This is a genomic window from Cyanobium sp. LEGE 06113, assembly GCF_015207615.1.
In genome coordinates, this window is record NZ_JADEWM010000012.1 from 1 (window position 1) to 17,427 (window position 17,427).

Here is a 17,427-nt window from a genome sequence, read left to right on the forward strand (position 1 = left end):
AAACTTCTCTTCAGGTGGTGGTGATCGCCGCCGTTCGGGTGGATTTGAAAAAGACCGGGGTGAGCGCCCTGCCTACACCAGGCCAGGTAGCGAGTACAACAAGCCCGACAGGGATGGCGGGAAGTTGCACGGCATCGAGCAGCTCTGGGACCAGGCCGGCCGCAGCCTGCTGGCCGAGCCCCTGCGCTGGTGCCGCTACGCCGATCGCGGTCAGTTCTGGGATGCCTGGGACCTGGCCCCCGACCACGCCGACCATCCCCTTCCGTGGCCATGGCAGGGAGCACCCGTGTGGCGCGAGCGGGGGCCGCTCTGCGCCAGCTTCGTGTGGCGGGGCCGTTTCGGCCGCAGCCGGGTGCGGCTGGAGGGGCGGCTTCTCGCCGCCACCCCCTGGCTCGAGCTGACATTGAGCATCGACTGGCACCAGCGCCATGAGCTGCTGCGGCTGGAGCTGCCCCTGGCGGAGCCGGCCCAGCGCTGGGCGGCCGATACGTCCGGTGGGGTGCTGGAGCGTCCGGCCGTGGCCGTGACCGCCCGCGAGCAGGCCCGCTGGGAAGTGGCCGCGATCAGCTGGCTGGCCTCCGCTGGCCGGGATGGCGGCCTGGCGGTGCTGCTGGACGGGCCCCAGGGGGTGTCCTGTGATGCCGGGCGGCTTGGCGTGTCCCTGCTGCGGGCTCCCACCTGGCCCGACCCCGGCGCCGACAACGGCCGCCGCCGCCAGCGGCTGGCCCTGATGGCCGCGGCTCCCACCTGGGCCCAGGCCGCCATCCCCGACCACGCCCAGGTGTTCCGCGAGCCCCTCTGGCTGGGGCGCGCTGCGTCAGCGGGGGATCGGCGGGCGGCCCCCCTGGATGGTTTGCCCCCCCTGGCCGAGGGGCTGGCCCTGCTGGGGCTGTGGCCCAGCCGTGAGACCAGCAAGGGGACGCCAGCCCAGGCCGTGATCGCCGTGGCCAACCAGTCGGCCTGCCGGCGCCGGCTCGAGCTGGGTCGCGGCTGGACCGTGCTGGCGAGGGTCAATGGACTTGAGGAGACCGTTGCAGCGGGCCAGGACCGCGAGCTTCAGCCCTGGCAGCTCGGGTTCTGGCGCCTGAGCCGCAACGACTGAGCCCAAGCCCCAGTGGACGGCTCAGTCCTCGTGGTCGTCGAAGGGATCGGTGAGCTGGCGGGAGGGCGGCCCAAACGCCATGTAGACACCGAAGCCGGTGAGCCCGAGCAGCACGGCCAGCACGGCCAGGGCGACGGAGAGGGCAGGGGAGCCGCTGGTGCTGGGATCCATGGGGGAGGGCAGGGGGGCTGGCGAACGGCAGGGAGGGCCCCAACGATCCGTCACATCTCTCGAAAGCCTGGCGCGCAAGGCCTTCGAGAGCCCTAGAGTAACGACCCCGACACCTCAGGCGAGAGGCCCAAGCAGCCATGGCTCAACGCACCCCTCTCGGAGATCTGCTGCGTCCACTGAACTCCGAATACGGCAAGGTTGTGCCCGGTTGGGGCACCACCCCGGTGATGGGCATCTTCATGGCCCTGTTTCTGGTCTTCCTGCTGGTGATCCTGCAGCTGTACAACCAGTCGCTGCTGCTCGAAGGCATCAACGTGAACTGGAATGGTGCAGGCTGAGCCTGACCCCAGCAGGTCCCTGCGATGAACATCTTCGGAATCGGCCTCCCCGAGATGGCGGTCATCGCCGCCATCGGTCTGCTGGTGTTCGGCCCCAAGCGTCTGCCTGAGCTGGGCCGCACCCTGGGCCGCACGCTCAAGGGCTTTCAGTCGGCCTCCTCCGGGTTTGAGCAGGAGTTCCGCACCGCCATCAACAGCTTCGAGGCCAGCGCTTCAGAGGCTCCATCTGCTGCAACCCCGGCTTCTCCTGCCCAGCTCTCGGCACCGGCAGCAAGCGCAGAGTCAGACTCTGCTCAGCACAACACACCTGAGCCCCAGACCCCTGAACCCGGCAATGCGCCAGGGCCAGGCGGGATCTGATCGCAGCCGCCGGCCTGAGGCTAGGGTCGCCAGCCTTCCTCCAGCGCCATCCTTGCCCGTCGAGCCAGCCACCAGCAGCCCGTCCCTGCAGCTGGTGGTGGGGCTGGGGAACCCCGGCTCCCGCTACGCAGGCACCCGTCACAACGTGGGTTTCATGGCCCTGGAACGTCTGGCCGCGGCAACGGGTGTGACCTTCCGCCACCAGGGCAAACTCCATGGTCTGCTGGCGGATCTGGGCCAGGGGGATCGCCGCCTGCGACTACTGATGCCCCAGACCTTCATGAACGAGAGCGGCCGCTCCATTCGGGCCGCCCTCGGCTGGTTCTCCCTGGAGCCCGCCCAGCTGCTCGTGCTCGTGGATGACATGGACCTGCCCCTGGGCCGGTTGCGCCTGCGCGCCAGCGGCAGCGCCGGTGGCCACAACGGCCTGCGCAGCACCATCAGCCACCTCGGCAGTCAGGACTTTCCGCGCCTGCGCATCGGCATCGGTGCTCCGGCTGACACGCCAGCCGAGCGTCGGGCCCGCACTCTGGGTCATGTGCTCGGGCGCTTCTCTCCTGCAGAGCAGCCCTGCCTTGAGGACGTGCTCAGCGAGGTGGAGGCGGGCATCGGCCTGATCCAGCGCCTGGGGCTGGAACGGGCTGGTAATCGTTTGAACAGTTTTCAGCCCCAGCACCCCCCAGCCTGAGCGGATGGCCTCTCTGCCCCTCACCACGGCCCAGTTGCGGGTGCTGCACCAGAGCTTCAGCCATCGACGGCTGGAGGGGGAGGTGAGCGCCGGTGGCTTCCACTGGACCTTCAGCTGGGCCTTCGACCGGGGTGAACTGCAGGTGGAGCCCTCCCTGGGCCGGGCGCTGATCCAGGACGCCCTGCTGCGCTTCCTGCTCAAGGCCGACTACCAGCTCGAACCCGGCGGCGATTACGCCTTCACCGTGCGCGCCCGCTTCTAGGCGGGCCAGTGGCGCAGCAGCGGCACGTCATCCCGGCTGAGCGGGCGCCCGAGCCAGCGCTCCAGCAGCAACTGGGCCACCACGTCGTCCAGATCCCGGGGGGGCAGGCGCAGTCCCGGGGGCAGCAGCCGGCGCCAGCTGCCGGCCCCCTCCAGTTCCCAGAAGCGACTGCGGGCCGCCAGGGTGGTGCCCCGCTCATCCACGGGATGGGGATCGAGCCCGCAGCCCTGCAACTGGGCGGGCCAGGGGCCACTGCCGGTGCCGTTGCCGAGCACCACCTGGGTGAGGCCTCGCTGGGATTGCCAGTGCCGCAGCAGGGCCAACGCCTCCGCCGGCGCCAGAATCGCGGCCTGCACCAGCACCGACGCCCTGGAATCGGCCAGCACCAGCCCGCACTTGCTGCGCCCGGGATCGAGCCCCGCCAGCAGCGACGCCCCCCTCACGGGCGGCCGGCCCCTCTGTTGCCCGAAATCCTCAGTTCCACGGAGATCGGGTCGGGGGTGTCGGCGTCGCGCAGTGCCACCGCCTCGAGTTGCACCACCGCGTCGCTTGGGCGCTCCGCCAGCCGTTGGGTGAGCTGGTTGAAGCTGGCGGCATCGAACTGCAGTCCATCCTCCATCGTGCCCTGGCGCTGGGCCTGGGCATAGGCAGCCGCCAGCAGCAGGTTGAGCCGGCGGGCCAGCTGGTCGGGGCTGCGCAGGCCGGCCTCGATCGTGGTGCGGGCCATCACCTCACCGGCGGCCACCACCCGCCGATTCGGACGCAGGTCGGGGAAGGCCAGCACCTGTCTCTCGCCGCGCAGCACGTTGGCGGCCGAGAGGATGCTCACCACCCAGGTGCCGGGTCGAGCCAGCAGCCCCTCCAGACGGCTGATGTCGTTGCTGGGCACCAGCAGGATCTGCCGATCGACCGCCTCCCCCGGCAGCACGCGCCGGAAGGCATTGAGGTTGGCCTGCTGCAGCAACGCCGTGATCACCTCCTGGGCCTGGCCGGGGTTCTCCAGCTTCACCTTGGCGCTGGCCAGGGACTGGCCGGTGGTGATCACCACGTCGCCGCGCCGCAGGGCGATCAGGTTGTTTTCGAGCTCACGCAGCTCCTGGGCCCCTGCTGCGATCCGCTCCCGCACTGCGGCCAGTTCAGCCTCGGTGCGCTGGATTTCAGCGTCCCGGCCCCGCACCACCTCGCTGAGGCGAGCGCGTTGACCCTCCAGGCTCCGGTTCTGTTGTTCGAGCGCCACCTTGTCGCGCTCCAGCCTGGCCCGCTGGGCCTGCAGGGGGGCCAACTCCTTGCGCAGGGCGGCGCTGCGCCGCTCGGCCTGGGCCAGCTCCTGCTGCACCTTGCGCTGGCCGGCCTGAGCCCTGGCCACCTCCGCCTGGCTGGTGCTGAGGCGCTGGCGACTGGCCTCGAGCTGGCTGCGGGTGCCACTGAGCCGCTCCTCCAGCTGGTCGAGCTCGAACAGTCCCGTGCGCAGGCGCTCACTCACCAGCAGCATCAGCCCGAGGGACATGGCACTGATCAGGCTGCCTGTCAGCACCGTGATCAGCACGGCGGTGCGCCGCGGCCGCAGCTTGAACAGACTCAGCCTGGCCTTGCCGACCCGGCTGCCCAGGCGGTCGCCCAGGGTGGAGAGCACGCCGCCGAGAACCAGCAGCGCCAGGATCAGCAGCCAGCCCGACACAGGTGTCCTCGTATGGAGCCAGTATCCCGCCTTGGCCGCTGGGCTTCAGGCCGATGTCAGCTGAAGCGCTTGGCCAGGGCGATCGGATCGAACACGGTGATCTTCTTGCGGTCGATCTGAACCAGCCCTTCGTTGCGCAGGTCTCCCAACAGGCGGGTGATCGTCACCCGGGTGGAGCCAATGGCCTCGGCGATGGCCTGGTGGGAGAGACGCAGGTCGATGGTGATGCCCTCCGAACCCGGCACGCCGAAGTCGCGGCAGAGCACCAGCAGAAAGCTCACGAGCCGCGAACTCATGTCGCGGTGCGTGAGGGTCTCGATCATGGTTTCGGTCTGCAGGATCCGTGAGGAGAGCCCCTGCAGCAGCAGCAGGCCCACGCTGGCGTCCTGTTCGATCGCCTTGCGCACAGAGGTGGCCGGTGCGCTCAGAAGCTCCACGCGGGTGAAGGCGATCGCGTGGTAGAAGCGGTCTGAGCGCTGGCCAGTGAGCAGGGAGAGCACCCCGAACAGGCTGTTTTCCCGCAGCAGCGCCACGGTGATCTCCTCTCCGGATTCGTACACCCGCGAGAGGCGAACGGCTCCGCGCCGCAGCAGATAGACCCGCTCGGCCGGATCCCCCGGGAAGAAGATCGTCTTGCTGCGCTCGATCGCCTCGACGCTGCTGCCTCCCAAGGCCCGGATCACCTCCAGCAGGGTCTGGTGGCCCTGGCCGGCGGCCCCCATGCCGCCCACCACCCCTGGTGCACCGCTGCTGGGTGTGTTGGCCGTACGGCTGAACCCGCGTGTGGCGCCAACCATGGCTGGGTCAGGCATATGGGCGGACCCTATAGATGCGATGGGGGCCCTCATGTAGCAACAGGCACCTTTTGGGGGCCGGTGAGTCCGGGCGCACCGGCGTGCGTGTGGGTGGACCCACCACAGGTGGTGGTTGTGCCGAGCGCTACGCCACGCGACCGCTACATTCAGTCCTGCGTCGCTGCAGGGTCCATGGCCGCCAGTCTCTCGAGCAGCCCCGGTTCCGGAGTCCGGCTCGAGGTGGTGGGTTCCGCGCCTGCCGAGGCCGCTGTGCACACGGCCCATCGGCCCGTGGCTCCTGTGGCTCTGCCTGCTGCGGCCCTTCCGGCGACTGTGCGTCCGCGGCGCCGGCTGGCCCAGCCGGAGGGCATGCTCCAGGTCCACACCGCCCCGTTCCGGGGCAGTGTGGCGGCTGTGCTCAGCCTGGCCCTGCGCAGCGCTGGCCTCGGCAGCCGGGTGCTGGTGAGTCAGCTGCTCAAGGGTGGGGTGGAGCAGGGGCTTGCCGCCAGCCCCTGGCTCTGCGGCCGCCTCCAGTGGCTGCGGCCGGCCGTGGCCACCTGCCTGGCCGAACCGGCTCCAACCCATGGCGGCGAGATCCTGGAGGCGGTGCAGGAGGTCTGGGCCTTCAGTCGCCAGCAGCTGCTCCACGGCAGCGTCGACCTGATGGTGCTCGATGAACTCGGCCTCGCCGTGGAGCTGGGCTATCTGCCCCTCCAGGAGGTGCTCACCACCCTGGAGCAGCGGCCCCCCCACCTGGATGTCATTCTGACCGGACCCTCCATGGCACCTGAGCTGATGGCCCTGGCTGACCAGGTCACCCAGCTCCGCCGCGGCTGTTAGGCCGGCCTCCGATGCTCAAGAACGACCGTTGGATCAAGCAGCAGGCGTCCGGCGGCATGCTGGAGCCCTTCCAGGGCACGCTGGTCCGCCACCTTGACCCCGCTCAGGCCAGCAGTCCGGTGCTCAGCTTCGGCTGCTCCTCCTACGGCTACGACCTGCGCCTCTCGCCCCAGGAATTCCTCATCTTCCGCCATGTGCCCGGAACGGTGATGAACCCCAAGCGCTTCAATCCTGCCAACCTGGAGCCCGCATCCCTGCACGAAGATGCGGATGGGCGGTATTTCATCCTGCCCGCCCATTCCTATGGCCTCGGGGTGGCTCTTGAGCACCTCAGGGTGCCGCCCAACATCACGGTGATCTGCCTGGGCAAGAGCACCTACGCCCGCCTGGGCATCATCGTCAACACCACTCCCGCCGAGGCCAGCTGGGAGGGCCACCTCACCCTGGAGTTCAGCAATTCCTCAGGGGCTGACTGCCGTATCTATGCCGATGAAGGCATCTGTCAGCTGCTCTTCTTCGAGGGTGATCCCTGTGAGACAACCTACGGCGACCGGGCAGGAAAGTATCAACACCAACCTGAACGCGTGACCTGGCCAGGGTGTGAACCCCTCTTGGGGCCTCACTCAGGGGGCCAGTCTGGCCTTGTGCAGGCGGCTGAGCTCATACCACTCGGCAACCTGAGGGGCCCACAACTGCAGGTGAGGCCAGATCAGATCGCAGAGGGCGCGGATCTCCTGCTGGGCATCGCGTTTGGCCCGCAGATCAAGGAAGTGCAGCAGCGCCCTCAGGGTGAAACTCACCACGAAGTGCTGGCGGTAGTCGAAGGGCAGGATGCCGCGGGCATGCTCCTCGGCAAAGCCGGCCGCCAGAAGCTCGGCGTAGCGCTCGGCAGCCCGGCGGCAGAGGTCCAGGTCGATGGCCCGCTGTTCGGCGCTGTAGGCATATTTTTTGCCCTGACGGTCGCTGTAGTTGCCGAGCGGGCGCAGGTAGAACACCTCTTCCAGGTTGAGCTCGCCGCTGGCGGCCTTGGTGATGCGATCGCCCGTGTAGCGCATCGACTGCACATCAAAACTCACCCCCACCCGGTGGGTGCGGGCCTGCTGCATCACCGAGTGGGGAAACCAGCCCACGTTGAGCACGATCTGGGCGTGCTCCAGCGGCCCGTAGTGCCCCCGCTCGCCGGCCAGCAGGCGCTTGACGCAGATCTCGCCCGCTGTCGCCTCGTCGGGCCAGGCGGCGCGCTCGGCCGCCACGAAGCCCTCGCTGTAGTCCTGGTGCATGGCGGCATACACACACAGCTGGGGGCTGGGGGTGGCGGCCAGCAGCTCGACGCGAAAGCGCGGGTCCATGCCGGATGGGGTGGGGGAGGGGGCAGGCATGGCAGACCTCAGCCGTGGCTGCGCGGGCCTGCCATCGTGCCAGGCGTTGCATCGCCGGCGGCCTGCTGGGCCTCGGCTGCCGTCAACGGGCTCACGGCTCCCACCCCGGCCAGGACCGGCAGGTTCGTCCCCTGGGTGAGGGCCTGGGCGAGGGCCTCGAGTTCCTCGGCGCTGCGGGCCCCGATCGAACGGCCCACCGGTTGGCCGGCCCCATTGAACAGCTCCAGCTGGGGGATGCCGTTCACCGCGTAGCGCTCCAGCTCCGGCTGCCAGCGGGGGTTGTCCACATTCAGGAGCACCAGATCGAGCTCGCCGCGGTAGTGCCGCTCCAGGCCGTCCATCGCCGGGGCCATGGCGCGGCAGGCCTCACACCAGTCGGCGTAGAACTCCACCAGGGTGGGGCGCCCGTTGGCCAGGGCCACGGAGAGCTCGGGAGAGCGGCGGGCCAGGGCATCCAGCGGCGCCTGGGGTTTCAGGCCGCCCCGCAGCCAGAACACCGCCGCCGCCAGCACCACGCCAACCAGCACGAGCACCAGGCGTTCGCGCTGGCCGAGGCCCTGGGCTGGTGAGGAGCTGCTCATCGTGGATAGGGTTGGGCAGATGTGCGCCGCCTGCCGTGCACTCTGCCAGCCCTGCCCCGCCACCGGTTCCGTGAAGCGGCGACTCACCCTCCATTTCCCCCGCGAGGCTGTGCACCAGCCGATCACCTACCGGCTTGCGGTGGATTTCGACGTGGCGGCCAAGATCCTCCGCGCCCAGATCGCTCCCAACCAGAGCGGCACCATGGTGGTGGAGCTCTCCGGTGACATCGACGAACTCGAGGCGGCCGAGGTGTGGCTGGAGAGCCAGGGGCTCGGCCTCAACCGGGCGCCCGGGCAGATCGCCGTGAACCGCGATCGCTGCATCGACTGCGGCATCTGCTCCAGTGTCTGCCCCAGCGGCGCGCTCGGCTTCAGCGCTCCGGCCTGGACCCTCCACTTCGATGCCCCCCGCTGCCTGGTCTGTGAGCAGTGCATTCCCAGCTGTCCGCTGGAGGCCATCGCCCTGGTGCTGGACCCGCTGTGATCGCCTCGCTCTCTGCGGCGCTGCTGTCGGTCCTGCGCCTGCTGGCGCTGCCGTTCCGGGCGCCGATGCTGTTGGTGCTCGGGGCGATCGCGGTCTATGAGGGGCTGCACTGGAGCCGGCCACTGGCCGCCGGCTCGCTGCCGCCGATCGGTGCCCTCGATGCCGATGCCATCGCCAGCCTGTTCTGGTCGATCGACTGCCTGCACGCCCTGGTGGTGGTGGTGGTGTGCACAATGCCGGATCTGCTGCTGCGCCAGCTCTCCAGCCTGATGGCCTCCAGCCGGGTGATGACCCTGGTGGTCACCTTGCTGCTGGCCATCACCGGTGGCCTCTACCTGTTGCATCTCAACGCCCTGGCCAACATGTTGATCCTGGCCTCAGCCGTGCTGCTGGCCCGCCTCGATCTGGCCCGCGTGCGTGTCGTGCCGCCTCCCCAGAACCTCGCTCTGGCCCTTGGCGCCCTGGTGTTGCTCGGGGCGACACTGGGGCGCTGGCTGGCGGGTTAGGGCTCGTTCAGGGACACACGGGCAGCTTCCGGCTCTGGACATCCCAGAGATTGCCCAGCACCTTCTTCACGTAGATCCGGGTTTCGGGGAAGGGGATGGCCTCCACCCACAGCTCCGGGAGGGTGTCCAGCCAGGGGCCCAGCCAGTCCGCCACGGCGTTGGGGCCGGCGTTGTAGCTGGCCGTCACCAGCAGGGGATTCTCCTCCCAGCGGGCCATCAGCTGGCTCAGATAGAGCGCCCCGAGATCGGCGTTGCGCTGCGGATCTTCCAGAGCCTCTGGGGCGAGGGGCCCAGAGGTCAGCTCGTCGCAGTCTCAGGCAGCAGCTGCAGCAGGCCCACGGCCCCGGCCGGTGAGCGCACCGCCGTGCTGAAGCGCGACTCCTGCCGGGCCACCGCCGCCAGCAGGGTCGGCGCCACGCCGGTCTGGCGCCCCGCCTGGTTGAGTTCGGCGCTGAAGGCACTCTCCGCCAGGCTTTCGGCCACCTGTTTCACGGTGGGGCACTGGTCGGCGCGCAGCTGCAGGTTGGCCTGCTCCAGCTGGCTCAGCCCTGTCCAGTGATCACCGACGCCACGGCGCAGGCGGCCCTCCAGCAGCAGGCGCTCGGGGCCCTCCAGGCTCTGTTCGGCGCGCGCGTCGCGCCATTGCTCCCAGGCCTCCAGCGACTGGCCCAGGCGCCAGAGCTGGTCGAGATCCTCCAGGCCGCTGCCCAGGGGCCGCCATGGGGGGGTGAGCAGGGGCGGCGCCGTGGCGGGGTCGAGGTCGATGTCGCCGCGGCCGAGGCGCAGGGAGGCTCGCCAGCCGTAATAGCCGCCGGGATGGCGGGCCAGCAAGGCCGCCCAGCCTGCTCTGGCTTCAGGACGCTGCCCCTGCTGCCACTGGCTCAGGGCCAGCCAGAAGCGACGTCGGGCATCCACGGGTGCCGGCAGGGCCGCCGTATCGAGGGCGCTGGTGCCCAGCAGCACCGCCGCCGCCCGCCAGTCCTCCTGCAACAGCCGCTCCCGGGCCAGCCGCCACTGCAGTTCCCAGCTCGCCGGATCCCGCGGCCAGCGCTGCAGCACGGCCACGGCCGAGGAGGTCTGTCCCACCACCAGGGCGCGGCGCGCCTCAACGGCTGCGCTCTCCTGCAGGGGAGCGGGCAGCTCCCCGAGGCGCTCCAGGCTGGAGCTGCTGGTGCTCTCCGCCAGCAGCTCCGCGGCCTGGCCGGCGGCGGGGCTGGCGGGGTGCTGCTGGGCCAGGGCCAGCAGCAGGGCTTCGCCCTCGTCACGGTTCTCAGGGCTGCGGAGCAGCAGGCGTCCTCTCTCGAGCTGGGTGGCCGGGCTGCCGGCCTGGCCGTCCAGGCAGCGCTCGGCTGCCTCCAGGTTGCCCAGGCTCACCAGGCTGCGAGCCAGCAGGTCCCGGTCCTGGCCGCTGAGGCTCGACGGGTTCTTCCGCTCCGGGTCGCAGGCTGAGGCGATCACAGGGTCAGCGCCGGGCCAGCGGGCTCCCCAGCGGGCCAGGTGCACGGCTCCCGCTGGCCCGGACTCCAGGGCGGCGGCCAGGGCGGCGGGGTGGGCCGGGAAGCTCCTGAGCAGGCGCTGGCGCAGGGCCGGCTGGTCCCGGCCCAGCCTGTAGAGGGCATCGGCGCTGGCGGGGTGGCTGGAAAAGCGCGCCAGCAGCTGCTGCCACAGACGGCTGCTGCCGGCCTGGTCGCCCGTGCGGTCGGCGCTCTGGGCGGCCCGCTTGAGCACCACGGCCGCGAGGGGATCGCGGCCCCAGCCCTGGTTGCGCAGCAGCTTGGCGATCCGTTGCGGGTCGCCGGCCTGGCCATCTCCGGCTGGCTTGGCGTCGGTGCGGCCCGCCCCGCTGCCAAGGCTGACCTCCTGGCGCTGCTCCTCGGCAGCCACCAGCAGCAGCGCCGCCTCGCGGCGGCGCACCGGATCGGGCTCAAACCGCCGCTGGGCCTCCAGGGCCGCCGCCGGGGCGAGGGGATCGGGCCAGGCCCGCTGCTGCAACAGCTGCCGCCCGAGCACCAGGGCTGCGCCGCTGCCCAGACAGGTGAGCGAGAGCAGCAGAGCGAGGGATCGCAAGAGCGCGGTGGCGAGTGCAGGGCATTCTGGAGAGCAGTGACGCGGGCGCTCCGGTGCGGTTGCCTTCCCTGCCCCCCCTGCTCTCGACCCTGCCGGGGGCGGGCCAGCGGTTGCGGACCCTGAGGGTGTGGGCCCTGGCTGGGGGCGTGCTGTTGCTGCGGCCCTTCTGGCCGCTCAGCCTGCTGCCTGGCTGGGTGGTGGGGCTGCTGCTGCTCTGGGCCGTGCTGGAGCTGCAGCGCTGGATCTGGTGGCCGCGGCGCTGGCGCTGAGCGGCATCGGCCTCCCCCTGGGCTGCACGTAGCCTGCGGCGAATCGATGCGTTGCGATGGCCGACACGGCTCCCCATCCGCTGGGTCAACCCCTTGGCGACGCGGTGGCCGGATTCGGCACGGACGGCATCCGAGGCCATGTCGGCACCCTGGTGACACCGGCTCTGGCCCTGCAGCTGGGCTACTGGGCCGGCCAGGTTCTTCCCCCTGAAGGGCCGGTGGTGATCGGCATGGACAGCCGCCGCAGCGGGCCGATGCTCACGGCGGCCCTCACCGCTGGCCTCACCGCCGCCGGTCGCAGTGTCTGGCAGCTTGGCCTCTGCCCCACACCGGCGGTGCCCGGGGAGATCCGTCGGGCCGGTGCCGCCGGCGGGGTGATGGTGTCCGCCAGCCATAACCCTCCCCACGACAACGGCATCAAGTTGTTCGGGGCCTCAGGCGCCAAGATCAGCGCTGCCCAGCAGAGCGCCATCGAGGCTGGCCTGGCGGGCGAAGCCCCGCCCGTCGGCTTCAGCGGCAGCGGCACCGTTCTGCAGCGGGCCGACCTGATGGCCGACTACCGCCAGAGCCTGCTGGACAGCGTGGAGGGCCGCCGGCTGGATGGCTGCCGGATCGTGCTCGATCTCTGCCATGGCTCGGCCACCGCCTGTGGCGAGGACGTGTTTCGGGCCCTGGGCGCCGAGGTCACCGTGCTGCACGGCGAGCCCGATGGCTCCAGGATCAACGTGAACTGCGGCAGCACCCACCTCGAGCCGTTGCGCCAGGCGGTGCTGGCCCAGGGCGCCTCCATGGGCTTCGGGTTCGATGGCGACGCCGACCGCATGCTTGCCGTTGACGGCCGCGGCCGCACCGTGGACGGTGATCAGGTTCTCTACCTGTGGGGCTCGGCCCTGCTGGGCAACGGCCTGCTGCCGCAGCAGCGGATCGTCGCCACGGTGATGTCCAACCTGGGCTTCGAGAGGGCTTGGCAGGCCAAGGGCGGCGTGCTGGAGCGCACCCCCGTGGGCGATCAGCACGTGCACCGGGCGATGGAGGAGCTCGGGGCAGGGCTGGGCGGTGAGCAGTCGGGTCACATCCTCTCGGCCCGCCACGGCATGAGCGGCGACGGCCTGCTCACCGCCCTGCAGGTGGCCACCCTGCTGCACGGCGAGGGCCGCAGCCTGGCCGACTGGCTGGACGCCAGTTTTCAGCCCTATCCCCAGCGGCTGGTCAACGTGACCGTGCCGGATCGCCGCCGCCGCCAGCAGTGGCAGCTGTGCGAACCGCTGCGCCAGGCCGTGGAGCAGGCCGAGAGTGCCATGGCCGGCCAGGGCCGGGTGCTGGTGCGCGCCAGTGGCACTGAGCCCCTGCTCAGGGTGATGGTGGAGGCCTCCGAGCCGGCCGCGGTGGCCCATTGGGCCGAGCGGCTGGCGGGCCTCGCCGCCCAGCACCTCAACCCGGCCTAGCCCCCGCTGCCACCAGCCGGCTGGATGGCCGGCTCAGAGCAGCCGTGAGCCGCTGGCCCGGCGGCTTTGCTGCGGATCGAATACGGCGGCGATGGTGCGGATCAACCAGCGGCCCTGGGTCGTCACCTGCGCCTGGCCGCGGCCGCCGCTCTGCTGCAGCTGCACCAGACCATCCCGCTCCAGGGCCTGCAGCCGCTGCCATTCGGCGCCGAAGCGCTGCAGATCCATCTCCACCGCGAAGCAGCACATCACCTGGCGGATCAGTTCGCGCCGCTCCAGCACCTCCGGCTCCCGCACCTCCAGACCCCGCTCCACCGGCAGCCGGCCCTGCTCCAGGGCCGCCGCCACTGCTTGAGATCGCGCAGGTTCTGGGAGAACAGATGGGGGAACTGGCTGATGGCCGTGGGTCCCACCCCCAGCAGCTCCAGCTCGCCGCCGGTGGTGTAGCCCTGGAAGTTGCGATGTAGGCGGCCCTGCCGCGCAGCCCGGGCCAGGCTGTCGCCGGCCAGAGCGTAGTGGTCCATGCCGATCGCCTCGTAGCCGCTGCCGCCGAGCTGCTGCTGCGCGTCTTCAAGCATGGTGATCCGATCGCGGGCCGTGGGCAGATCGGCCGCGGCAATCCTGCGCTGCAGCGGCAGCTGCTGGGGCAGATAGGCGAAGGAGAACAGCGAGATGCGATCCGGATGCAGCTCCTGCACGAGGTCCAGGGTGTGGCGGAAGCGCTCGGGGGTCTGCAGCGGCAGGCCACAGATCAGATCCACATTCACGCTGGCGAAGGCGGCCTCCCGCAGCCAGCCCATCACCCGGCGCAGCTGCTCCACCGGCACCACCCGGTTCACGGCCTGCTGCACGCGGGGGTCGGCATCCTGGATGCCGAAGCTGAGGCGGTTGAAGCCCAGCTGCCGCAGCTGCAGCACGGCATCGCGGCTGAGGAATTCGGGGTTCACCTCGATGGAGGCCTCCAGCTCCGGCTCCAGATCGAAGTGCTGCGCGATCAGGGCCCACAGCTGGGCCGTTTCCTGGGAGTTGAGGTAGTTGGGTGTGCCGCCCCCCCAGTGCAGCTGGGCCAGCCGCCGCCGCTGGGGCAGCACGGCGCTGATCAGCTCCAGCTCCTGGGCCAGGGAGGCCAGGTAGGGCTCCACCACCCTGGAGCCCAGCTGGGTGGTGACCCGGTTGCAGCCGCAGTACCAGCAGGCATGGCGGCAGAAGGGCACGTGCACATACAGCGACAGCGGTGCCCCGCTGGGCTGGGCCAACTGGGCCTTGAGCTCGCCCTCCCCGACGGCGCCGCTGAAGGCTGCTGCCGTGGGGTAGCTCGTGTAGCGCGGCACGGGCTGGTCGTACTTGAGCAGCAGCTCAACCGGGCTGAGCGGGGAGGCGACGGGTGGCATCGGGACGAGGGGGGGGGGGAGAGGTGGATGGGGGTCAGGCGGGCAGGGGAGTGGGCGCCAGGTCGCCCAGCTCCGCCAGCAGCCGCTGGGTGGCGTGGAAGGCCAGCTCCGCCTCCTCCAGCAGCTCCTCCTCCTGCTGCGGGGTCAGCGTGAGGGCTTCGATGCCGTCGTGCAGGGCCTGCTTGAGGGAGGGGATGTCGCGCCCAAAGGCCCAGAAACTCACATCGCTGAGCCCATGGCGCCTGAGGATCGCCCTGGCCTGCTCGGCCAGTTGCTGGCCGCCGGAGAGGTCGCCGCCGTAGCGCACATAGACGTGGGCCATCAGTCGGTGGGGAGCCTGGGCTGCCAGCGAGCGCAACTGCTCCAGCCAGATGGCGGCCGCCGCTGAGGGGGGGGTGGCCGGCAGGTGGTTCAGCAGGGCCAGGTCGTGGGCCAGGGCGGTGGAGCGGGCCAGGTCCGGCCAGGGCAGCTCGGTGGCACCCAGGGCTGCGGCGAGGGCCGGCGCGTTCTGCTCCAGCAGGGCGTAGGCGGGAGCCAGGGCCCGCAGCAGGGCGGCCAGCTGCAGGGGATGGGCTTCCCCGGCCAGCAGGGCCCGGGAGAAGTGCATCCCCTCGGCGCGGTGGTGGGCCTTGCCGATGCGGGCGTGCAGCTTGCGGACCCGGGGGCCGAGCTGCCGCCGCCGCCGGGCGGCCTCAGCGCTGGCGTGGTCGGAAATGGAGGCGGGATGGGAGGTGGACATGGTGAAACCGGCAATCAACGACATAACGATAGCGTTGTAAAGCCCTGGCGCAACAACGGCACGGGTGCCTGTTGTCTTGCGTCACGTGCCGGGGGGATTGGCCGTGCGGCCTCACGCCGGGGCCGAGCCCGTAGCCACCATCGGCTGGCAGAACTGGCGCAGCAGCAGCGTGGCGAAGCGTCCCTGCAGCACCAGGCGGCGCAGAGGCCTGTTCCTGGCCTGGCGCAGCTCCCGAAAGGTGGTCACCAGGCGATCACGCAGGGCCAGGAACGCGCTCTCCTCCAGATCAAACACCACCGGAAAGGCCCGGCGGGCGGTGCGGTTGGTCTGCCGCATCACCTCGGCGTCGAACTGGTTGGGATCGAGGCCCAGCAGCTGGTAGAAGTCGCCGCGCTCACACACGGTGAGGCTGTGGGTGAGAAACACGCTCCAGAGGAAGAAGCGGCTCAGCAGGCGCCCGTGCCAGCCGCTGTTGAGCCCGGGCCAGCAGCGGATCAGCATGTTGAAGATGTCGCCATGGCGGTTTTCGTCCTGACACCAGGGCTCGAAGAAATCAAACAGCGGCGCGAACGAATTCTCCGGATGGAGCTTGAGGTGCCGATCGATCAGGATGTAACGCCAATAGCCGATCTTCTCGGAGAGGTACACCGAATAGAGCACCCAGTTGAGGGGGAACCAGGTGATCGGGCGCTTGCCGCCCATGGCCGGCAGGTCGATCTCGATCCCCTCCGCCACCAGGGCCCGGTTGAGAAAGCCGGCGTGGCGGGCCTCATCGCGGGCCATCAGGCTGAACAGGCGGCTGAGCTCCGGGCGCTGGGCACGCTGTAACTGGCGGGAGAGCTCCTTGAACAGCAGGAAGCCGGAGAACTCCGACACGCAGGAGCGCACCAGATAGCTCTCGTAGGCCGTTTGTTCTGTCTCGCTGAGGCTGGAGAGCCGGCCCAGGCCAGCCCGACGATCGAAGTGGTCGCGGTTGTAGTCCGTTTCCATCTCCTGGAGCATCGCCTCGAACGACGCCCGCTGAGGGTCCAGGTCGGTGCGGGCGGCCTTGCCGATTTCCGTGGTGTAGAAGCGCGGCGTCAGCAGGTCTTCGCGCAGGTGCGGAGCGGAGCCGGCTGCCGCCGTGGCGGGGGCTGTGGTCATGGCCGAGACATGAGCAGGGAGGAGGAGGAGCGGCCAGGCAAGGCCTGCACACCCGCCTCAACTTATAACGTCATCGTGATGCTGCGTCATCTGCATGACGCTGAATGGCATTACAATTCAGCTCTTGGTTCCTGCTCCAACACGCTCGCCCTGCGCCGCCCGCCTCTCACGCCCACCCCTCACACCCGCCCCGCTCGCCCACCGATGGAACACCTGGCCGACTACTTCAAAGTGTTTTCCGAGCCCAACCGCCTGGCGGTGCTCGAGGCCTTGCGGGCCGGCCCGCTCAACGTCACCGCCGTGGTGGAGGCCACCGGCCTCAGCCAGGCGTTGGTGTCGAAGCACCTGAAGCTGCTCACCATCGCCGGCGTGGTGCAACGCCGCCCCGAGGGCGCCCTGGTGTATTACGCCGTGATCGATGCGGCCGTGTTCCAGCTGATGGCCGAGGCCCAGCGCCTGCTGCTGGAATCCCGGCGTCAGCAGCTCAACGCCCTGGCCGCCATCCTCTGATGGCACCGAGCCCCGGCGCCAGGTCCCTGCCGAGCACGCTGGGCGAGCTGCGCGCGGCCCTGGTGGCCGGCGTGCGCGAGCTCGGCGGCCTGCAGCTGGCTGAGCTGGATGCCCACGACCTCGACCTCTCCCATTGCAACCTGAGCCGTGGTTGCTTCAAGGAGGCCCGCTTCGGCCGCGCCAGCCTCCGCCAGGCGCGTGTGGAGGGCTGCTGCTTCCAGCGGGCCCTGATCTGGGGCGCCGACCTCTCCGGTCTCAGGGCGGCCCAGTCCTTCTGGCAGGAGGCCGACCTCTCCGGCTCCCGGCTCCAGGCCGCCGATTTCTCGGCGGCCCAGTTGCACCGCTGCTGCCTGCGCGGGGTGGTGGCCGCCGGCAGCTGCTGGGCCCAGGCCCGGCTGGTGGAGGCCGATTTCCGCTCCGGTCTCGACCAGCTCACCGACCTGGGCCAGGCCGATTTCCACGGCGCCGACCTCTGCTTTGGACTGCTGCAGGGGGCCAACCTGCATGCCGCCAACCTGCGGGGCTGCAGCCTTTATGGCGCCAGCCTGGCCGGCGCCGACCTGCGCCAGGCGGACCTGCGTGGCTGTGACCTGCGGGACACAGACCTGGCGGGGGCCCAGCTGGATGGCGCTCAGCTCGATGGTGCCCTGCTGCCGTGCCATCTCACGGCCTAGGCCGCT

The 17,427-nt window shown here is 70.4% G+C and carries 24 protein-coding genes and 1 pseudogene; 13 read left to right on the forward strand and 12 right to left on the reverse strand.

Annotation, left to right across the window (positions count from 1 at the left end):
- Positions 1-1,102 (forward strand): glycoside hydrolase family 38 C-terminal domain-containing protein (locus IQ220_RS14525; RefSeq protein WP_304524007.1); only part of this gene is annotated, 1,102 nt, incomplete at its 5' end.
- A gap of 21 nt (positions 1,103-1,123) precedes the next feature.
- Here IQ220_RS14525 and psbN read toward each other — a convergent pair.
- Positions 1,124-1,273: a photosystem II reaction center protein PsbN gene (psbN, locus tag IQ220_RS14530; RefSeq protein ID WP_186697383.1), complete on the reverse strand. Its 150-nt coding sequence runs from the start codon at positions 1,271-1,273 to the stop codon at positions 1,124-1,126.
- A 137-nt stretch (positions 1,274-1,410) separates the two neighbouring features.
- Here psbN and psbH point away from each other — a divergent pair, with 137 nt between their 5' ends.
- From psbH to IQ220_RS14550, 4 genes are read left to right on the forward strand one after another with little or no spacing between them, the layout of a single operon-like run.
- Positions 1,411-1,611 (forward strand): photosystem II reaction center phosphoprotein PsbH, encoded by a 201-nt coding sequence (psbH, locus tag IQ220_RS14535; protein ID WP_186697382.1) that lies wholly within the window; start codon positions 1,411-1,413, stop codon positions 1,609-1,611.
- 24 nt (positions 1,612-1,635) lie between these two features.
- Complete coding sequence (locus IQ220_RS14540; RefSeq protein ID WP_193916104.1) at positions 1,636-1,971, forward strand: TatA/E family twin arginine-targeting protein translocase; 336 nt, start codon at positions 1,636-1,638, stop codon at positions 1,969-1,971.
- Between the two features lie 52 nt (positions 1,972-2,023).
- Positions 2,024-2,659: an aminoacyl-tRNA hydrolase gene (gene pth / locus IQ220_RS14545; protein ID WP_186697380.1), complete on the forward strand. Its 636-nt coding sequence runs from the start codon at positions 2,024-2,026 to the stop codon at positions 2,657-2,659.
- Positions 2,660-2,663: 4 nt separating this feature from the next.
- Positions 2,664-2,921, forward strand: coding sequence for a DUF3146 family protein (locus IQ220_RS14550; protein ID WP_186697379.1), 258 nt, complete (start codon positions 2,664-2,666; stop codon positions 2,919-2,921).
- Here the strand turns inward: IQ220_RS14550 and IQ220_RS14555 are convergent.
- From IQ220_RS14555 to ntcA, 3 genes are read right to left on the reverse strand one after another with little or no spacing between them, the layout of a single operon-like run.
- On the reverse strand, positions 2,918-3,364 hold the full coding sequence (locus IQ220_RS14555; RefSeq protein WP_225875679.1) for a resolvase: 447 nt from the start codon (positions 3,362-3,364) through the stop codon (positions 2,918-2,920). The two genes, IQ220_RS14550 and IQ220_RS14555, sit on opposite strands and share 4 nt — an antisense overlap.
- Entirely contained in the window at positions 3,361-4,599 is a 1,239-nt protein-coding gene (locus IQ220_RS14560) for a DUF3084 domain-containing protein (protein ID WP_186697378.1), read from the reverse strand. The genes IQ220_RS14555 and IQ220_RS14560 overlap by 4 nt, the downstream gene beginning before the upstream one ends.
- Positions 4,600-4,655: 56 nt before the next feature.
- Positions 4,656-5,396 (reverse strand): global nitrogen regulator NtcA, encoded by a 741-nt coding sequence (ntcA, locus tag IQ220_RS14565; RefSeq protein ID WP_193916108.1) that lies wholly within the window; start codon positions 5,394-5,396, stop codon positions 4,656-4,658.
- A gap of 189 nt (positions 5,397-5,585) precedes the next feature.
- Between ntcA and IQ220_RS14570 the strand changes: the two genes are divergently transcribed.
- Positions 5,586-6,233 carry a cob(I)yrinic acid a,c-diamide adenosyltransferase gene (locus IQ220_RS14570; protein ID WP_193916111.1) on the forward strand — a complete coding sequence of 216 codons (648 nt, stop codon included), beginning with the start codon at positions 5,586-5,588 and terminating at the stop codon, positions 6,231-6,233.
- 11 nt (positions 6,234-6,244) lie between these two features.
- Positions 6,245-6,823: pseudogene (dcd, locus tag IQ220_RS14575) on the forward strand (dCTP deaminase); the annotation flags it as partial.
- Positions 6,824-6,856: 33 nt separating this feature from the next.
- On the opposite strand, the gene thyX reads toward dcd, so the two are convergent.
- Both thyX and IQ220_RS14585 read right to left on the reverse strand, forming a co-directional pair.
- Positions 6,857-7,582 (reverse strand): FAD-dependent thymidylate synthase, encoded by a 726-nt coding sequence (thyX, locus tag IQ220_RS14580; protein WP_193916158.1) that lies wholly within the window; start codon positions 7,580-7,582, stop codon positions 6,857-6,859.
- A gap of 38 nt (positions 7,583-7,620) precedes the next feature.
- Positions 7,621-8,193, reverse strand: a complete 573-nt coding sequence (locus IQ220_RS14585) for a thioredoxin domain-containing protein (protein ID WP_186697374.1) — start codon at positions 8,191-8,193, stop codon at positions 7,621-7,623.
- A 70-nt stretch (positions 8,194-8,263) separates the two neighbouring features.
- Here IQ220_RS14585 and IQ220_RS14590 point away from each other — a divergent pair, with 70 nt between their 5' ends.
- Both IQ220_RS14590 and IQ220_RS14595 read left to right on the forward strand, forming a co-directional pair.
- Positions 8,264-8,677 carry an NIL domain-containing protein gene (locus tag IQ220_RS14590; RefSeq protein WP_186700803.1) on the forward strand — a complete coding sequence of 138 codons (414 nt, stop codon included), beginning with the start codon at positions 8,264-8,266 and terminating at the stop codon, positions 8,675-8,677.
- A 65-nt stretch (positions 8,678-8,742) separates the two neighbouring features.
- Positions 8,743-9,183: a hypothetical protein gene (locus IQ220_RS14595; protein WP_228007524.1), complete on the forward strand. Its 441-nt coding sequence runs from the start codon at positions 8,743-8,745 to the stop codon at positions 9,181-9,183.
- Positions 9,184-9,190: 7 nt separating this feature from the next.
- On the opposite strand, the gene IQ220_RS16165 is transcribed toward IQ220_RS14595, so the two are convergent.
- Together IQ220_RS16165 and IQ220_RS16170 are read right to left on the reverse strand one after the other, a co-directional pair.
- The gene (locus IQ220_RS16165; protein WP_370566512.1) at positions 9,191-9,484 is read right to left on the reverse strand and encodes a transglycosylase SLT domain-containing protein; all 294 of its coding nucleotides are present in this window, start codon (positions 9,482-9,484) and stop codon (positions 9,191-9,193) included.
- Positions 9,481-11,250 carry a lytic transglycosylase domain-containing protein gene (locus IQ220_RS16170; protein WP_255511000.1) on the reverse strand — a complete coding sequence of 590 codons (1,770 nt, stop codon included), beginning with the start codon at positions 11,248-11,250 and terminating at the stop codon, positions 9,481-9,483. The genes IQ220_RS16165 and IQ220_RS16170 overlap by 4 nt, the downstream gene beginning before the upstream one ends.
- 14 nt (positions 11,251-11,264) lie before the next feature.
- On the opposite strand from IQ220_RS16170, the gene IQ220_RS14605 reads away from it, so the two are divergent.
- Together IQ220_RS14605 and glmM are read left to right on the forward strand one after the other, a co-directional pair.
- Positions 11,265-11,519 carry a hypothetical protein gene (locus tag IQ220_RS14605; RefSeq protein WP_370566509.1) on the forward strand — a complete coding sequence of 85 codons (255 nt, stop codon included), beginning with the start codon at positions 11,265-11,267 and terminating at the stop codon, positions 11,517-11,519.
- A gap of 56 nt (positions 11,520-11,575) precedes the next feature.
- Positions 11,576-12,964, forward strand: a complete 1,389-nt coding sequence (gene glmM / locus IQ220_RS14610; RefSeq protein ID WP_193916114.1) for a phosphoglucosamine mutase — start codon at positions 11,576-11,578, stop codon at positions 12,962-12,964.
- A gap of 33 nt (positions 12,965-12,997) precedes the next feature.
- Here glmM and IQ220_RS15950 read toward each other — a convergent pair whose 3' ends face one another.
- From IQ220_RS15950 to acsF, 4 genes are all read right to left on the reverse strand, one after another.
- Positions 12,998-13,312: a hypothetical protein gene (locus tag IQ220_RS15950; protein WP_228009280.1), complete on the reverse strand. Its 315-nt coding sequence runs from the start codon at positions 13,310-13,312 to the stop codon at positions 12,998-13,000.
- The gene (hemN, locus tag IQ220_RS14615; RefSeq protein WP_228009281.1) at positions 13,225-14,355 is read right to left on the reverse strand and encodes an oxygen-independent coproporphyrinogen III oxidase; all 1,131 of its coding nucleotides are present in this window, start codon (positions 14,353-14,355) and stop codon (positions 13,225-13,227) included. The genes IQ220_RS15950 and hemN overlap by 88 nt, the downstream gene beginning before the upstream one ends.
- Before the next feature lie 34 nt (positions 14,356-14,389).
- Positions 14,390-15,094: a biliverdin-producing heme oxygenase gene (locus tag IQ220_RS14620; protein ID WP_193916116.1), complete on the reverse strand. Its 705-nt coding sequence runs from the start codon at positions 15,092-15,094 to the stop codon at positions 14,390-14,392.
- A 111-nt stretch (positions 15,095-15,205) separates the two neighbouring features.
- Complete coding sequence (gene acsF / locus IQ220_RS14625; RefSeq protein ID WP_193916119.1) at positions 15,206-16,237, reverse strand: magnesium-protoporphyrin IX monomethyl ester (oxidative) cyclase; 1,032 nt, start codon at positions 16,235-16,237, stop codon at positions 15,206-15,208.
- A gap of 9 nt (positions 16,238-16,246) precedes the next feature.
- Between acsF and IQ220_RS16635 the strand changes: the two genes are divergently transcribed.
- Both IQ220_RS16635 and IQ220_RS14635 read left to right on the forward strand, forming a co-directional pair.
- The gene (locus IQ220_RS16635) at positions 16,247-16,747 is read left to right on the forward strand and encodes an ArsR/SmtB family transcription factor (protein ID WP_370566510.1); all 501 of its coding nucleotides are present in this window, start codon (positions 16,247-16,249) and stop codon (positions 16,745-16,747) included.
- Positions 16,747-17,421, forward strand: a complete 675-nt coding sequence (locus IQ220_RS14635) for a pentapeptide repeat-containing protein (protein ID WP_193916122.1) — start codon at positions 16,747-16,749, stop codon at positions 17,419-17,421. Before IQ220_RS16635 ends, IQ220_RS14635 begins: the two co-directional genes overlap by 1 nt.
- The last annotated feature ends 6 nt before the right edge of the window (positions 17,422-17,427 follow it).

Coding starts and splice junctions, on each gene's coding strand:
- psbH (WP_186697382.1), top strand. CDS start 1,411: ATGGCTCAACGCACCCCTCTCGGAGATCTGCTGCGTCCACTGAACTCC.
- acsF (WP_193916119.1), bottom strand. CDS start 16,237: ATGACCACAGCCCCCGCCACGGCGGCAGCCGGCTCCGCTCCGCACCTG.
- glmM (WP_193916114.1), top strand. CDS start 11,576: ATGGCCGACACGGCTCCCCATCCGCTGGGTCAACCCCTTGGCGACGCG.
- IQ220_RS14635 (WP_193916122.1), top strand. CDS start 16,747: ATGGCACCGAGCCCCGGCGCCAGGTCCCTGCCGAGCACGCTGGGCGAG.
- IQ220_RS14570 (WP_193916111.1), top strand. CDS start 5,586: ATGGCCGCCAGTCTCTCGAGCAGCCCCGGTTCCGGAGTCCGGCTCGAG.
- IQ220_RS14540 (WP_193916104.1), top strand. CDS start 1,636: ATGAACATCTTCGGAATCGGCCTCCCCGAGATGGCGGTCATCGCCGCC.
- hemN (WP_228009281.1), bottom strand. CDS start 14,355: ATGCCACCCGTCGCCTCCCCGCTCAGCCCGGTTGAGCTGCTGCTCAAG.
- IQ220_RS14620 (WP_193916116.1), bottom strand. CDS start 15,094: ATGTCCACCTCCCATCCCGCCTCCATTTCCGACCACGCCAGCGCTGAG.
- IQ220_RS14585 (WP_186697374.1), bottom strand. CDS start 8,193: ATGAGCAGCTCCTCACCAGCCCAGGGCCTCGGCCAGCGCGAACGCCTG.
- IQ220_RS14550 (WP_186697379.1), top strand. CDS start 2,664: ATGGCCTCTCTGCCCCTCACCACGGCCCAGTTGCGGGTGCTGCACCAG.
- thyX (WP_193916158.1), bottom strand. CDS start 7,582: ATGGACCCGCGCTTTCGCGTCGAGCTGCTGGCCGCCACCCCCAGCCCC.
- ntcA (WP_193916108.1), bottom strand. CDS start 5,396: ATGGTTGGCGCCACACGCGGGTTCAGCCGTACGGCCAACACACCCAGC.
- psbN (WP_186697383.1), bottom strand. CDS start 1,273: ATGGATCCCAGCACCAGCGGCTCCCCTGCCCTCTCCGTCGCCCTGGCC.
- IQ220_RS14595 (WP_228007524.1), top strand. CDS start 8,743: ATGCTGTTGGTGCTCGGGGCGATCGCGGTCTATGAGGGGCTGCACTGG.
- IQ220_RS16635 (WP_370566510.1), top strand. CDS start 16,247: ATGAGCAGGGAGGAGGAGGAGCGGCCAGGCAAGGCCTGCACACCCGCC.